Source organism: Ornithinibacillus jepli, from assembly GCF_047228935.1.
Classification (GTDB): domain Bacteria; phylum Bacillota; class Bacilli; order Bacillales; family Amphibacillaceae; genus Ornithinibacillus.
This window is the reverse complement of sequence record NZ_JBFEGG010000003.1, coordinates 298,022-315,187: the sequence shown is the minus strand read 5'-3', so window position 1 is coordinate 315,187 and position 17,166 is coordinate 298,022. Positions and strand designations below refer to the sequence as shown.

Here is a 17,166-nt window from a genome sequence, read left to right as displayed (position 1 = left end):
CCACTCAGAGTAAATTCTTCTATATATTTACCCTTTAAATAAATTATTTCATTAACTATTTACTCGATACAACCCAATGCTAATCTCACTGCTTCTGTTAAGTCTTGTTGTGACCAGCTGGGCATGTTTTTCTTTACTGCTAAAGCATGGGATGCTGGAATGTGGATGAATCCGGATGGACGATCTAGTTCTTTTTCATTTAAATAATGTAAACTATGGTACATGACATTATTGCAAAGGTAAGCTCCCGCAGTATTTGAAATTTTTGCAGGATAACCTGCTTCCTCTAACCTTGATACGATTTCATAAATAGGAAGCTTAGAAAAATACGCATCAGGTCCATCTTCAAAAATCTTCTCTCCATTTGGTTTGTGTCCATTATTATCAACTGGACCATCATTACAATTAATAGCAACTCTTTCTGGAGTAATACAATTTCTTCCACCAGCCAGTCCTAAGGATACCACCGCATCCGGGTCATGCTTTTCAATTAAACCTAGTAACTGTTTTCCTGATTTGTGAAAGTCTACGGATAATACTTCCCCAATTACTTCATACTTACCAATCACTTCCCCATTTAAAGTGATGGCGATATCAGTTGTTGGGTTAATAGGAAATTCTAAAAATGGTTCGAATCCTGTAAGTAATAGTTTCTTCATGTTAACACCTCTCCTTTTTATACATATTTATCCCTACCTGCACCAAATCCAAAGAAAGTGACTAATACAGCTACAATGATTAAAGTAACTATCGGCACTGTCCATGCATGTGTTAAGTCGAATAAATATCCAATAAAGATTGGACCTACTGCTGCAAGAACATAGCCTAAAGCCTGAGCCATTCCGGATAAAGAAGCTGCTTGTTTTGCATCTTTTGCCCTCATTCCTAAGAAGGCTAATGCCAATGCGAATGTACCACTTAAGGCAAGACCAATTAATGTAATGCTAATGATTAAAGTAAGATGAGTCGAACCAAGTAACAACCCGCCATAACCTACAATGGACATTAGCCCCATAGTTGCAACAATTAAACGTTGTGAGGCAAATTTCCCAGCGAGTACTGGAACAATAAAACTGGCAGGAAGACCAATAAATTGTGTTAACGATAACATCCAACCAGCTGTCTCCATACTCATTCCATTGGAATGCAATATTTCAGGTAACCAAGATATCGTTACATAAAACAAAAAGGACTGTAATCCCATGTAGGCAGCAATTTGCCACGCTAAAGGCGACTTCCAAATATTTGTATCCGTATCAGTTATAAATGGGGTTTTACCTCTAGCATTCCTACTATTATTAGCTAAATAAATCCAAACAATAATACCGACTACAGCTGGTATTGCCCATACTAGAAGAGCTATTTTCCAGCCTAGGCCTAGCCCATCTGCTATTGGAACACTTACACCAGACGCAGTAGCAGCAAAAATCCCCATAGCAGTGGAATACACACTTGTCATTAAACCAACCTTTAATGGATATTTATCCTTAACAACCCCTGGCAACAGAACATTAATAACCGAAATCCCGATACCAACTAGTAATGTCCCGATAAAGATCAAAAGTATTATGGATACGGACCGGACTGCTATTCCGATTAACAGAAAAATAAGTCCACATAATATAACTCTTTCATTCGTAAATCGATTACCTAGCCTAGCAGCAATAGGCGACATAATTGCAAAAGCAATTAACGGTAGACTAGTTAACAACCCTACACTCCAATTTGATAAGCCAACATCATCACGAATCGTACTCATAAGCGGTCCAACAGACGTAATCGCCGGACGAAGGTTAAAGGCAACTAATATTATCCCAGTAAGTAACAAGAATTTATATAACTGATTATTCTTTAAGTCATGTTGATTAAATTCCAAACCTTTTGCCCCTTCCAATATATTCTGATATTACTATAGCATAAGGGAGTGTAGGAAGGAAAAAAGTTGGATTAATTGGTGCGGGTTGTCAGTTGAAGGCGAAGGGCATTTGGTTGATGTTTACTTAATTTCAGTTGATTTTTTTAAGTAACGGTTGATACACACCATTTCACGATCATGATGCCTCTTCCCACAACACTACAGCAACTCCCCCAACTAACTTCAAATATTTCCTCGGAAATAATAGAATATTGTCGAATGAAGCTCATCAAAAAGACACTACACAAATAAGTAGTGTCCTAAGAACATACTCTTATTCCGTTATCTGGCCACCTACTTGACCGGACTCTTCCTCTCTTTGCCTTTGAATAAACCATACTACAACAAGCAATGCAAATCCTATAATACTTGTTATTACTTCAGGAATAATCATCATTAATCCACCCACTAAGAGTATTACCCTTTCCCATACTCTTGAATGACAAATGAAGTACCCGATTACGGCGCTACTTACCCCAGCCATTCCAATCAATGCTGTTAAAATTCCAATAATTAATTTCACAGCAGTTACATCGACTAATACTAATATCGGATTGAAAACAAATATATATGGAATAATGAAAGCTGCGATTGCTAGTTTTACAGCATTCACCCCAGTTTTAAATGGATTTGCTCTAGCAATTCCAGCCCCTGCATAGGCGGCTAAACATACTGGCGGTGTAATGTCCGCAACAATACCAAAATAAAATACAAACATATGAGCAGCTATTGGAGCGACGCCAAATTCATTAATTAAAACAGGAGCTGCGATTGTCGCTGTTACAACGTAATTGGCAGTAGTAGGGAGGCCCATTCCTAAAATGATACACGCAATCATGGTGAATATTAGAGCGAATGGAAGTATCCCCCCAGATAAAGCGATAATTCCCGCTGCAAACTTGGATCCTAACCCCGTAATACTCACAACTCCAGCAATAATTCCTGCAGTAGCACAGGCAGCTATTACAGGAAGTGCTATCCGTGCACCTTGCTCCAGTACATTAATTGTTCCGTGTAAATTCAGACGAGTTTCTTTTCTAACTAAACTTACAATGAATGCCGAGATAATACCGATTAGTGCAGCACGCTGTGGGGAAAAACCTGTTAAAATAGTTCCTACTATCAACACAAGTGGCAAAAGCATGTACCAATTTTTTTTCATAAGCTTACGAAAACTAGGTAAATCTGCTCTTGGTAAACCCAGTATTCTTAACCGCTTCGCCTCAAAATGTGTCCCGATAAATATGCCAGCAAAATAAAGCATTGCTGGTATAATTGCAGCAAGCATTATAACCCCATAATCAACACCTAAATACTCCATCATAATGAAAGCTGCTGCCCCCATTAAAGGTGGCATGATTTGTCCACCAGTCGATGCAGATGCTTCTGTCGCTGCAGCAAATTCTGGCTTGAAACCTGCCTTTTTCATCATCGGGATAGTGAACGATCCAGAGGCAACAGTATTTCCAACCGAGCTTCCTGATACCATTCCTTGTAAAGAACTTGCAGCAACCGCAGCTTTTGCAGTACCACCGGTAAACCTACCTGTTAATGCAAAAGCTAAGTCATTAAAAAACTGACCAATTTTCGTATGAACTAAAATAACACCGAAGAATAGAAAGAGGAAAATAAACTTTGCAGAAATCTGAATTGGTGTACCGAACACACCACTTTCGGTAAACCATAAATTCGTAGAGATACGGTCAACAGCAAACCCTGGGTGTGACAAAATTTGCGTTGGAATCACATTACCGAAGATTCCATATAAAATCATGATGCTTGCAACTATGACAATTGGTACTCCAACAGTACGACGAGTGGCCTCTAATAATAGTAAAATAGCGACAATGGAAATAATAATATCTAATGTACTATAACCAGCTACTCGACTTCGTAATATATCATCAAAAAAAATAATCTTATGATACGCAACATACATGGAAGTAAAAGCTAACATTATATCATACCATGGAACAGTTTTTTGCTTTTTTTGTAGTCCCCTCTTAGCTGGGAAAAGTAAAAAGATTAAACCTAACGCTGTCCCTAAATGAATTGCGCCTTGTTGTTGGGAAGGGAGAACACTAAAATATGCTGTATAGAGATGAAATATTGTTAGCGCGACACCTAAGAATGTCACAACCCAAGCCCACTTGCCTATATTAAATCGGTAATTGCTTTCCTTATCATATTTTTCTAGAATCTTTTGAGCAGTGATTTCTTCTTGCGTCATTTGCTGTTTATCTATCATAATTTCACTTCCTTTCACTGTAAAATAGGAAGAAAGGGATCAAATGGCGAATCCATGATCCCTTTACTGATGTTTCATTAACTATTTCAACGGCTATTTCAAATCATCTAAGCTTTCAATTCCTGTTGTTTCTCGAGTGACGATTTGCACAACTTCTGGATAAATATGACCGATAAAGGCAACGTTTTCCACTTTAGCTCCTTCAAATTCGCCTGTTCCGTTAACAGCATCAAGTGCCGGAACGTGAACGGTCATCCCAATGTCCTGGTTCCCATCTCGTATGTCGGCTAAGTTTTGTAAAGATGCACCTGTTTCCGTATTCGTTACGTTAATTCCATCAATATTATTATTCCAAACAGTCGCCATTTCGCCACCAAGTGGATAGTATGTACCACCCGAACTACCAGTACCTAATATGAGATCAGCTTTTTCTTCTGTAATATTTAGCTCAGCAATAGGATTATCAAACTCTAATCCTTGTTCTTTATAATAACGTGCTGCACCGGGATGAATTGGTAACCCTTCCTCTCCTTTTAATGCGTTTTCTAATGTCATTTGGACACCTTGGGCATGGGTAATTTCACTTGAGTTTTCTACCATTATTTTTGCTAATTGATATCCTAGTTCCTCACTAATCGTATTCGTATTCGCCATTAAAATTGCATATGCTGTAACTGTCTCTACATCACTATCTAGAAAATCATACATATCTTGTGGAATCGTGTGGCGCTTATAGCCACTGTTCTCTTCAATGTAAGCTATTGCTTCATCGGATAATTCAAGCATTCGTACATCACCAGCAGAAGCTTGTAAACTCTCAATACTACCAGCTGGAAGCCCCAAAATCCCAATGGAGATGTCTATGTTTCCATCCTGTACCCCATTAGCAGCATCCCCAAAACTTTCCTGGAATGCGGTATAATCTCCTTCCTCAAGTCCATATGCTTCTAATATTAATTTTGAAACCGTATTCGTTTCACTTGCTGGTGGACCAATCGCAATATTTTTACCCCCACCTCCACAGGCAACTAACACCATAAGCATACTGAAGAAAATAATCAACATACTTGCAAACCGAAAATTCCGCAAACCTTTCCCCCCCTTTAAACTAAGTTAAATAAATCTAGGTAACAATTTTCATTGTGAATATTATTTTTCAGACTATTCTTTTAAATAGTACGCGCTACCTCCCATATTTATGCAAAAAAAAATAGGATGAGAGATTTGTCCCTCATCCAAAAAGGGTCAGGACCTCCAAAAAGAAGGTCTGACCCATTTAGTTTTATAATGTTATCCAATTATTTTTAATCGCTTTAATCACTGCATTTGTACGGTCTGAAACATGCAGTTTTTTTAAAATAGAACTAACGTGATTGTTTACCGTTCTAGTTGAGATATATAGTTCCTTAGCAATACTGCAATTGTTTAAACCTTTACCAAGCTCTTCTAAAACCTTCCATTCTTGCTCTGTTAAAATTCCAGCTGGTCTAATCGGCTTGTTTCTAGTCAATTTAACATAATCATCTAGTAATACCGTTGATAGTTTCGGATGTATATACTGCTGATCATTTAACATCGATTTCGTAGCAAAAATAAGTTCACTTAACTCCATACCATTATAAAAATATCCATGCAATCCATAACGGAAAAGCTCTCGTAACAAATTATCATCTAAATCAGATGCCCAAATTGCTACTCGGATATTTTGCTCTATAAAGTTATCAATTGCTGCTTGAATATTAATATTGGTATTCAGATCAATAATGACCAGGTCACTTTGAATAAAATTTTCTTTTTTTTGAAATTGATTTGAATCTAGTGCAGTCCAACTATGTTCTGGTAGATTTTCTTCTAGTTTTTCTACTATTATATCCCGTACTAAATCTTTTTCTTTAATTATTGTTATGTTACACATAGCCACTTCTCCCATCAAATTATTAACGTTTAAAAAATGGTAGAAATTGCCAAATATGAATTACTCCATTAAAAAAGACTATTCGAATAGAATAGCCAAAATATCATTCAATCCATTTTGGCAACCAGGCGATCATAGCCTTTCGACCTTAGACCCTTAGCTTTGCGTCCTATCCTTTCAGATAGTTTGCCTTTTTCAGTTGAAAATTAACTTCCTTGATTATCGTAACCTATATCTAGTATAAATAGCAACTAAAAAATACTAGACCTATGTGTGTAATTTATGGAAGAATGATATATTAAAAAAAGAAAGGCACTAACATGGATGTTAGTACCTTTCAATGTTATTTAATTACTTCCTGCTGAATTACCATTCTTTACTTTTTCTTTCTCTTGACCTTTACCTGTATTACCATTTCCACTGCCTTTTCCCTTACCGTTATTACCTTTAGTATCTTCAACATTAGAAGAATCAGTAATAAATAGTCTACCATCTGCTTGCATGCGAGTTTCGTTACCGAAGCGGTCACTTACTTTTACTTCGATAACTGCACCTTCCGCCAGTACGTTGCTCGGTACAGTCCAATAACCAACATAATGACCAGGTGTTGTTTCCATCATCGGAAGTTCAATTGGATTATAGGAAACTACCCCGTTTAGGTTCGTTAATGGCAACAAAATGGAAAACGTTGCTCTTAAGCCAGGTTCGGCATCAAATTCAATTCTTACACTCTCACCAACTTGAAGATGGACATCCTCGCTTGGTGTTAGGTTCGTAATTTCAGGAGCAGTATAATCGGCATCAAGTGTAATTAGCTCAGACGATACGTTCCCAGCAAGGTCTTGTGCTACAACCTCAATGGTATTTTCTCCCTCATCTAGAAGAATTCGTTTAGAGAACGTACCATCTTCTGATACATCAGCTTGTTGACCATTTACAGTAACAAAATCAATATACTCATCCGAAACCATTCCTTCAACTGTAACTGTTTCACGATTTGTCGTATCTCCATCAACTGGACTTATTACGGTAAGCTCAGGAGCATGTGAATCCAGTGTAACCGTAATAGGTTCAGAAATCTTCGCTAGTTCTCCATTAATTAACGTATGGGCAACTAACTCATTCGCACCTTCAACTAGTTCTACATCAAGTGCAAATGCACCTTCATCATTAACATCCTGTATACCAGCAGATTCCCCATTATTAAATAATTCTATCGTAGCTCCTGGAGTTGAAGAACCTTCTATTGTAAGCACGGATTGATTAGTAAAGGAACCATCAAGTGCTGGATCAAGTACAGCACCTTCTACCGGACTTGCAATATTCGCTCTAATCATTGCATTTCCATAATCAGGGAATAATTCAAACTCCCTTGCAGAGAAGAGATATGTTCTTTGTGCATTTTGACTATTCTCATCTACTGCAATACCTGGTCCTGCACTACCCCCTTCAGTTTGAACATAAACCATAAAGAAGTCACCAGTTACCTCAATGTTGTGAGCACTTAAATCTACAACAGTTTGTTGATTTACATCACGGATAGCAGTCCCTTCAACTGGTCCTGCAATCATCTCATCTGGCAAACCATCTTCACCTGCAGACCATACTTCAACCGTAAAGGCTGTTCCACCAGGCGATGGGAAATCAGTACCCCAGAACTGGAAGACACCTTCTGTTACAATTGCACTGTCCATACCTTCAGGTAATGACATTTTCACCGCTAATCCATCTCCTCCAGCATTTAAGGAAAGAGCATTTTCTGCTGTACCATCATCATATGCGATTTGACCAGCTGGTATCGTAAACGCTGGCTCAAGTTCAATATCTAAGGTTGTATTGCTATCTAATGAAACCTCAACCTCTGTACCTTCATAATTTGCCGCAACAACCTTCAGTGTGTAGTCTCCATGATATGCAGTTAATTCAAAATGACCATCTGCATCGGTTTGAACTGGTGCAACGTTAGCATCTTCTACTAACAATACGGTTGCATCTGCAACTGGATCCCCTGAATATTCATTTGTAATTGTACCGCTAATTGTTGCGCGTTCTAACTCTTCAAGTACAAAATTCGCTGCTGTAACTTCTCCATCTTCAACTTCAACGGATTGTTCCGCTGAAGCAAAACCATAGGACTCTGCTACTGCTGTGAATGTTCCTGCAGTATGAAGTAGGGAATAGCTTCCATCAGCAGGATTTGTTGCGGTAGATGCTCCCGTTTCTAAAATACTTACTGTTGCATCTAGCGGGATATTAGATGGTCTAACAACTTGTGCGTCTGTCTTATTTTCACTTGTAGAAGTAACTTCTCCTAATGCAACATCGGCAACTGTCACATTATCAACATACCAACCTGGATATAATACACTACCGTCAGTAAGTAATGTGTAAGAGATGTATACTTCGCCTCCACTGTATTCGGAAATATCATAGGTTGCTGTTTCCCAACCATTCGAACTACCAGTAAGTTCATCCAAAATGGACCAATTTTGTGCATCCGTTGAAATTAGTAGATATCCATAATCCCAACCTTCTTCAATATCATACCAATGGTCAAATTGCAAATACGCTTCTCCCTCAGGTACAGATATTGCCGGCGAATCGAAATAAGACTCTTCATTATTGTTATAGTTCCCCGCCAAGTTTGTTCCAACAAGATTTTCACCTGATGGAGCACTACTTGGACCAGAGCTAGGCACTCCCCACTCCCAGCTATTAGCTCCAGTACCAACACCTAGGAAAGTCCAGTCAGTAGGTTCTGTCTCAAAATTATGGAAATAGATTGGCTCAGTTAATCCTAATTCATACGTATCACTTGTTACTTCATTTCCACCAAAGTCATTGATAATCCATTGATAACTAAACGTATCACCTGTAATATCTGAACTTGGAATCGTAACGGAATAATCACCAGATTTAAAATCACCAGATACACGGCTTGCTTCTAATGTATTACCAGCATAGCTTACTTCTACTGACGTAACGCTAACATTATCACTAACTGAGATAGTTAATGTTACATCTCTTCCTTCTAGAATGCCATTCGGTGGTGTGTGAGTAAATACAGGTGCTTCTGTATCTTCACCATCCATTGATACGACACCTTCTACAGTTCCAATTCCATCAGCAACTGAAGTAACTGCTGCCAGGGCATCAATGATACCATGACCATAGCCATTATTCGGTGACTCCGGATATTGGCTATCAGTTCCTGCCTCAGAATCAGCGGTATCCATTAGCACTTGTTCCATTTCATCAACAGATAGGTTACTACCCGCTTGTTTTAGTAATGCAACAACACCTGTAACAGCTGGGGCCGCCATCGATGTTCCACTATTACCAATATAACCACCACCTACTGCTGCAGAACGAATTCCAGCTCCTGGTGCTGCAATATCTGGCTTGATTTCCTCATATGGAGAAGGTCCTTCTAGCGAAAAGCTTGCACGATTGTCATTACTATCTGTTGCACCAACTGCAAATGACTCTGGATAGTTACCCGGAGATGATACGGATCCTGGTCCACCTGGATTTGTTAGTGTCGTATTACCCGCAGCAAACACTGGGAATATCTCAGCTGCTCTCCAAGCAATGACCATATCCCGATACCATTCATCAATACCAGGGCCACCACCCCAAGAATTGTTTACTACATCTGGTGCTTTAGAAGAATCTCCACCTGGAGCCATAATCCACTCTCCGGCTGCGATTAAATCATCATCGTAAGCGTTTTGACCTTCAAATGCTTGAACGGCAATCCAATCTGCCCCTGGAGCAACCCCAATTTGGTTAGAACCGTCGGGCTCACTTCCAACAATTGTTCCAGTTACATGGGAACCATGACCTTCTTGATCATATGGCTCAGTTTGTCCATTTACAGGATCATAGAAACTGTATGTATGATCTACTTCACCAGTTTCTGGATTATACCCGCGATATTTATTCATTAATGCCGGATGTGTCCAATCCACGCCAGTATCAATAATCGCAACGGTTACTCCAGAACCATCATACCCAAGCGCCCAAGTATCTGGAGCATTTACTCTGTCTACATTCCACTCCACATTTTGAGGAGTATTTTGAGTTTCTTTATTTAGTTCCTTCTTTGCGGCTTCCGTTACTTTCTCTGGTACATCAACCAAAACACCTTTATCTAATTTAACTTCTGTTTTACCTTTTTCAGCAATAGCTTTTTTAAGAGTACCTGACTGTTCAGCACCTTCCATCAATTGACGCTGCTCGTTCGGCAAAACCTTTTCAACCTCTTCAAAGGAAGCAATTTTTTCGGCAATTTCTTTAGAAGCTGTAACGGATAGTCCATTCACAATATAGAATGATTTTACATCCTTTACATTTCCTTTTTGCTCTTCCTGCTCAAGAAATTGTATAACATTTTGCTGAGATTTTGTGGCTGTTGCTTTTAATTCAGAAATAACAGCTGAGCGCTGTATAAATTCCTTATTATAAGCTGATAGATTTTTTGCATTAGTTAACGCTTTTTTAGCAGCACCCATTGGGTCTGCCTTATCTTTAAATTTGACTAAGAAGGTTACAAAGTCACTTTTTTCAAATTGACTTTGTAAACTTTTACTTAATTTAGAACCTGTTGAATTCGACACGGATTTACTAGACTCCTTGTAGCTTGTAACAATATCCCCTTTAGTTGCAGCACCTGCTAATCCTGGTGTTATTAATGAAAAGATCATTAATAGAGTTGCAACTAGGCTAAATAGTCGGACTTGTCTTTTTCTCTTACTTTTCATTACGTACTCCCTCTTTCCTAGTAACTAGTATTTTTAATTCTTTAAAATTCGCCTCCCTTTCATAGATTCTATTGACAACTATGTCTGTTGCCTCTATCTATAGTTCAGTGAAACTATAATAGATAAATGATAAATCCTAACTATACAGATTTGTGCATATACGCCTTTGGTTGCAATACAGGGTGACATCTGCTCAAAAAACATTACCATGTCTACCTTGCACTTCTTAGGACAAAGAAGTCTTACAACAGTCAAACATCGCAAACATCAAAAGTGTTATTACTTTTTCAAGGAATCCCTGCATATTTCCCTAGCGGATAAAGTCTACTACTCTATTTTTTGCTAATACCAAGCGGGATTCGATATGTAAAAATTCTTTATTGGGAAGTTTTTTCTATTTGGTGGTTTTCTTTTCGTGAGGATAAAATATTATTTAATTTTGTGTTACAATTTGTAATTTATTTAGAGTATAGAAATAATAAGTACAATAGTCAATAAATTCTGAATAATTTAATTCGTACGCACTAGACAAGTTACATGATACGACATTTTCTAGGAATTTAGTTGCTGGTAAAATAGTTCCTAGAAAAAATAAGCCCCCATCATAGATGGAGACTTATCTCATATAAATCATATTACAATTTAAACTTCGCTATTAATACGTTTAGTTCTTCAGCAAGTTTTGCTAATTGTTCGGAGCTTCCTGCAACTTCTTCCATGGATCCGCTGACTTGTTCAGCAGATGCTGATGTTTCTTCCACTCCTGCAGCAGATTCCTCCGATATCGCTGCAATCTCCTCAATTGAGCTACTCATCTCTTGGCTATTAGCTGCAATATTGGATAGGTTTTCTGTAATAGTAGTAATATTATCTACCATGCTAGTTACCGCGTCGGTTATTTGGTTAAAGGTTTCTTCTGTTGAAATGATTTGTTCTGTTCCAACTTGAACCTCTTTATAACCATCCTGTAGAGACTCGGTTACAAGAGTAGATTCTGTTTGAATACTTGTTACTGTTTCCGTTATATCATTTACTGATAAAGCTACTTGCTCCGCTAATTTTCGTACTTCATCCGCAACTACAGCAAACCCTTTACCGTGCTCACCAGCTCTTGCTGCTTCGATAGCCGCATTTAGTGCTAGTAAATTCGTTTGTTCTGCTACATCTCTGATGACAGATACTAAGCTTGTTATCTTTTGCGTATGATCATGCAGACCTTCTACCTTAATCACTGCAGCATGAACAATTTTGTCTACCTTTTGCATTTGTGATGTAGATGATTTCATTAAATTACTTCCATTATGTGTTAAGCTAATCACATCTTTAGAATTAGAAGCTATACGCTCTCCACTCTCACTTGATTCTTGCACTTGACGAGTAAAGGAGGTCATAAGTGAGGATAAGTCCCCTGCACTATTTGCTTGGGATTCTGTACCTGTTGCCAACTCTTCCATGGTCGTCGCAATTTGCTCTGCACCAGTTTTTACCTCATTGGCAGATTGAGTTAGTTCTTCACTTTGACTCGCAACCGTATTGGAAACTCTATTAATATCATGTAATAAATCTCGAATACTATCATTCATCTTATTTGTCATGCGTACTAATTGTCCCAGTTCGTCCCGGTCATTTGATTGTAATGCTTCTTGACTTAAATCCCCTTCCGCAATAGATTCCATTCGAATCATTACTCGTTTAATTCGTTTCGAAATCATCGATGCAGATATAATGGCAATTAGGATACCTAGCGCTATACTTGCAATACTTAATATGATAGTTAAAAGTCTCATGAGATGGCCATTTTCAATAACCTCTTGACCCATCTCATTAATAATCGCTTTTCTATGGGTTGATGCTTCAGTAAAACCTGCAATAATTTCATTTTCCAATGGAGCAATTTCTGTTTCCATAATTCTTTGAGCAGTTTCTTTATCTCCTTGATCATATGCCTGGAATACTTTATCTGTTAATGTGCCCCATTGAAACTTTTTATCTATTAATTCTTTCGTTTGGTCAGAATCACTTAATTCCAATAATTGATTCTCAAGCGCAATACTATACTCTGTCCCATCCTCAAACTTTTTCCGAGCTTCATGATCCTCATACAACATATATGCTCTAACTAATCCTGCTCGATTAGCCATATCAAACGCAATATCTTCATCTAATATCAATAACGTTAATTGCTTGTCTAATATTTCTTCCGTTTGTGTATTCATTTTATTAATAGAGTATATAGAAAACCCCGCATACAGAGCAGTCATAGCTAATACTGCTGAGAATAATAATAATATTTTTGTTCGTATCGTCTTAAAATTGAAATATCGTTTCATTTCAGTCCACCTCTTGATGTTTATTAATTAATCTACATGTTCCGTAATATCATAGTTAGGCAAAATTAGCACTTCAACACGTCTATTTTTCGCCCTATTGTCAGCACTATCATTCGGTACAATTGGCTGATGTTCTCCGAACCCTTTTGCACTGAATTTAGCTGGATCAAGCTGGTCATTCTCTAAAATCAGTGTCATAAAATTAACTGCACGCATTACACTCAATTCCCAGTTAGAACCAAATACTGCGTTATTCATCGGTACATTGTCTGTATGACCACTAATGACTATTTGGTGTGGTGGATCGGTATATAATAACTTAGAAATTTCTGTTGCAATCTCCATCCCCTCAGGATTTACTTCCGCACTTCCAGGATTGAAGGAGACGTCGTTTTTTATGGAAATCATTAATCCTTCACCTGATAGATTTGTTTCTAATGATGCGGTTAGATTATTCTCTTGTATATAGCTGTCAATCTTCCTTTGCAGTTCTTGTAAATTTTGGTGTTCCGTTTTTCCTTCATCTGATTCCTCTTCCGGCTTCTCTCCCTCTTCTTCTACCTCTTGGGGTTCTATTTCAGGAGTAGGAGCAGGATTTTCCATCAATCCATCGTCCCCACTTGAAAATTCACTCCGGAAAATGGCGGCCAATTCTTCATATTTTTTCACGTCAATTTCACTCATCGCAAAAAGAACAATAAACAAGGCAACCAATAATGTTAATAAATCGGCATAGGGGAGTAGCCAAGATTCATCAATATGGTGGTCTTCCTTCTTCCTTCTATTCTTCTTCATAATTCTTCACCTGATTGATTTGTTGCAATTCCTTTGTCGTTAGATAAGAACCTAGCTTATCTCTTACGACCTTTGAAGACTCCCCTATCGTAATTGATACAATCCCTTCTATCATAATTTCCTTAATTTCCACTTCTCTTTTCGATTTTGCTTTTAACTTGTTCGCAAATGGATGCCATAGCACATAACCAGTGAAAATACCGAGTAGAGTCGCGACGAAGGCTGCAGAAATTGCTTTACCTAATGCAGTGATGTCTTCCATATCAGCAAGTGCTGCAATTAATCCGATTACCGCTCCAAGTACCCCTAGTGTTGGCGCATATGTACCAGCTTGTGAGAAAATTGCCGCACCCTCCTGATGACGCTTTTCCATTGCGTCAATCTTTTCCATCATGACATCTCGGATAAATTCAGGTGTCTGGCCATCTACAGCTAGTTGCAAACCTGATGATAGGAAGGGATCGTCAATTTGATCTAATCTCGTTTCTAATGATAGTATTCCTTCTTTTCTAGCAATATCTGCCATATCAGAAAACTGATTTATTAAATCTTCTATACTTTGTTCTTTTTTCTCCGTAAAAAGGATTTTTAAAAGAGATGGGATGTTTTTAAGCGTACTCATCGGAAACGCAATCATAACGGAAGCTACTGTTCCAGCGAGGATAATAAGTATAGCCGCAGGGTTAATCAACGCACCTAACCCAACCCCTTTTAATACCATTCCTAATCCAATGGCAAGAATTCCTAGTATAATTCCTATTAATGATGATTTATCCATTTGTAGACCTCCATTTAGTAATTAAAAAGACTATTCTTTATAAGAATAGCCAAATAGAATTTTCATAGATTCTATTCTTGGCAACCTGGCAATCTTAGTCTTTAGACCTTAGACCCATAGCTTTGCGTCCTTACCTTTCAGTAAGTTTGCCTTTGACAGAAGTTATTAAGTTGTAACTTTTGACCTACCGTTTATATCGTACAGGTAGGAATAGATGTTTAGGAAAATTTAATTTTTGACTCTAAAAAAATTGAGACTTACCTTTTTAAGCCTCCATAACATAATTATTATGTATACTAAATATATTTCGTCAAATTTTTACAATTTTTTTACTTTTGATTTATATAAGTGCTAACTTATTTATTTATACTTATTAATAGGATGACATTAAATACCTACTTAAAGGTGGAAATATGAAAAATAACCAAATGAAAAAATTCCTGGATTACATAATTGAAAACAAAAATACGCTATATCTTGAGTTTCAAAAAAGGGAAGAAGTACAGGCGTTATTAAACACTGAAAAAGTTAAGACTTTCTTTCAGCCAATTTTGACTTTAGATAAGGGGACGACTATTGCTTATGAAATTTTAAATCGTCCAGAAAGTTCAACACTTTTTCCTACCACTGATAAGTTTTATGAATATGTAGGAAAAAGCAGCTGTGCGCTTCAGGTTGAACACTTTCTCTGTAACCTAGCACTTAGTAGATTTACGAATCAAATTAAATCGCTAAAAGCTCAAAAAGACATCTTAGTTTTTCTAAATATACAACCACAAGTATTGGGAGATGTTTATTATCAAAGAGATATACTTTTGAATTTATTAGACAACTATCAACTTACACCTAATCAGATTGTATTAGAGCTAACCGAAAGAGATGCCGGTATTAATCATGAACAATTTATACCAATTATCGAATATTATCGAGAAAAGGGATTACGAATCGCACTTGATGATGCGGGAACGGGCTATAATAGTTTACAAACACTTCTATATCTGAACCCTGAATTTATAAAAATAGATAAATCATTAATTAGAAATATTGAAGAACATCATGAGAAGCAAAATTTAGTGGAGCTTATTATAGAATTTGCTTCCAAATCGAATACTAAAGTAATAGCAGAAGGAATCGAGAAAATATCAGAATTAAGTTATTTACAACAGCTTGGTGTTGAAATGGGGCAGGGTTACGCATTAGGTAGACCAATGCCACAAGTTTATAAGGGGATATTACCAGATACAAAAAATGTAGCTAATCAGCTAACCTTAGATTTATACTAAAAAAACACATCATTTTGATTAGCCAAAATGATGTGTTTCTGCTATATCCTCTAACGCAAGGAATACGCTTCGCTTAATTTCTTTACAATATTTTTTTACCTCTGCAGCTTTCATGCTAAGTTCATCAATCGTACCAATGGTATAATGCTTATTTTGAATGACTGCAATAGATATGCTCAGTAGAGGGATATTCTCCCATTTCCCTTGCCGACTATATGCCTTTACATATCCTCTTTGAATATCCTCTTCTGAATAAAACCGCTTAATGTATTCATCAAATCGTGAAATGATTAAATGACAAAGTTCTTCATGTTCAAAGTAAGGTACAGCTGCAATAAAATCATCCCCACCAATATGCCCGACAAATGCAAGGTTATCGTCTTCTTTCATAATGATGCTTTTGATAATTGTTGCAGTTTCTTTAATAACACCATCACCCTCTTTGAAGCCATAAGTATCGTTAAATTCCTTAAAAGAGTCTAGATCAATATATAAGACAGTATATTTTTCATATGTTAATACTTCATTTAAGGTTTCATCTATAATGTGGTTACCAGGAAGTCCACTCAAAGGATTGGAATATTTTGCAATATTGATTTGGACTTCGGATAATTTGTTTACTAGTTCTCTTATACTTACAACTCCATGTAACTTGCCTTTAGATGTGACAATAACATAGTCATAAAGATTTTCCTGCTTACGATTCATGGCAAGTGGACTGACCTCCGTAAGAGCTAGTGACCGATCAACAGTTAATAATTCTTTACTCATGACTAAGTCTATTGACCTATTCATAAACAAATCGAACCCGTACTTTGTGGAAAGCTTTTGAAAAAAATACGTTCTCATCACGATTCCTATTGGATTATTATCAACCTCAACAACAATTCCTTCTAATGATGGATTATTTTCAAATATGGAATAAACCTCCTCACATTTCGTAGAAGGCTTTACACATACAGCATTACTAGCAATATCTCCGATAACTACTTTCATTTAGAAAGTCCCCTTAATTTCTTATTTTACATGATTATTTTTGTATAAAAATGACCCTGTTTTTAAAACTATTTATCAGGGTATCGATTGTTTATAAGGAAAAAGTGTACTAATTTCAAAATGACACATTTTCCATATAGGTA

General features: G+C 37.1%; 11 protein-coding genes and 2 riboswitches. Of the genes, 1 reads left to right on the top strand and 10 read right to left on the bottom strand.

What is annotated here, in order from left to right:
- Positions 1–59: 59 nt before the first annotated feature.
- The 9 genes from AB1K81_RS13295 to motA all read right to left on the bottom strand — a co-directional run bounded on the left by AB1K81_RS13295 (position 60) and on the right by motA (position 14,744).
- Entirely contained in the window at positions 60–659 is a 600-nt protein-coding gene (locus AB1K81_RS13295) for a pyroglutamyl-peptidase I (protein ID WP_412977139.1), read from the bottom strand.
- A gap of 17 nt (positions 660–676) precedes the next feature.
- Positions 677–1,876 (bottom strand): CynX/NimT family MFS transporter, encoded by a 1,200-nt coding sequence (locus AB1K81_RS13290; RefSeq protein ID WP_412977138.1) that lies wholly within the window; start codon positions 1,874–1,876, stop codon positions 677–679.
- A 313-nt stretch (positions 1,877–2,189) separates the two neighbouring features.
- Positions 2,190–4,163 (bottom strand): TRAP transporter permease, encoded by a 1,974-nt coding sequence (locus AB1K81_RS13285; RefSeq protein ID WP_412977137.1) that lies wholly within the window; start codon positions 4,161–4,163, stop codon positions 2,190–2,192.
- Between the two features lie 93 nt (positions 4,164–4,256).
- On the bottom strand, positions 4,257–5,252 hold the full coding sequence (locus AB1K81_RS13280; protein WP_412977136.1) for a TAXI family TRAP transporter solute-binding subunit: 996 nt from the start codon (positions 5,250–5,252) through the stop codon (positions 4,257–4,259).
- Positions 5,253–5,445: 193 nt separating this feature from the next.
- Positions 5,446–6,078, bottom strand: coding sequence for a helix-turn-helix transcriptional regulator (locus AB1K81_RS13275; protein WP_412977135.1), 633 nt, complete (start codon positions 6,076–6,078; stop codon positions 5,446–5,448).
- Between the two features lie 116 nt (positions 6,079–6,194).
- Positions 6,195–6,279, bottom strand: a riboswitch (cyclic di-GMP riboswitch).
- A gap of 146 nt (positions 6,280–6,425) precedes the next feature.
- Positions 6,426–10,841: a S8 family serine peptidase gene (locus AB1K81_RS13270; protein WP_412977134.1), complete on the bottom strand. Its 4,416-nt coding sequence runs from the start codon at positions 10,839–10,841 to the stop codon at positions 6,426–6,428.
- Positions 10,842–11,476: 635 nt separating this feature from the next.
- Entirely contained in the window at positions 11,477–13,171 is a 1,695-nt protein-coding gene (locus AB1K81_RS13265) for a methyl-accepting chemotaxis protein (RefSeq protein WP_412977133.1), read from the bottom strand.
- A 27-nt stretch (positions 13,172–13,198) separates the two neighbouring features.
- Complete coding sequence (gene motB / locus AB1K81_RS13260) at positions 13,199–13,966, bottom strand: flagellar motor protein MotB (RefSeq protein WP_412977132.1); 768 nt, start codon at positions 13,964–13,966, stop codon at positions 13,199–13,201.
- On the bottom strand, positions 13,953–14,744 hold the full coding sequence (motA, locus tag AB1K81_RS13255; protein ID WP_412977131.1) for a flagellar motor stator protein MotA: 792 nt from the start codon (positions 14,742–14,744) through the stop codon (positions 13,953–13,955). Before motA ends, motB begins: the two co-directional genes overlap by 14 nt.
- Before the next feature lie 76 nt (positions 14,745–14,820).
- A riboswitch (cyclic di-GMP riboswitch) is annotated at positions 14,821–14,905 on the bottom strand.
- 252 nt (positions 14,906–15,157) lie between these two features.
- Here motA and AB1K81_RS13250 point away from each other — a divergent pair.
- On the top strand, positions 15,158–16,027 hold the full coding sequence (locus AB1K81_RS13250) for an EAL domain-containing protein (protein ID WP_412977130.1): 870 nt from the start codon (positions 15,158–15,160) through the stop codon (positions 16,025–16,027).
- Between the two features lie 18 nt (positions 16,028–16,045).
- Here AB1K81_RS13250 and AB1K81_RS13245 read toward each other — a convergent pair whose 3' ends face one another.
- On the bottom strand, positions 16,046–17,023 hold the full coding sequence (locus AB1K81_RS13245; RefSeq protein ID WP_412977129.1) for a GGDEF domain-containing protein: 978 nt from the start codon (positions 17,021–17,023) through the stop codon (positions 16,046–16,048).
- Positions 17,024–17,166: the final 143 nt, after the last annotated feature.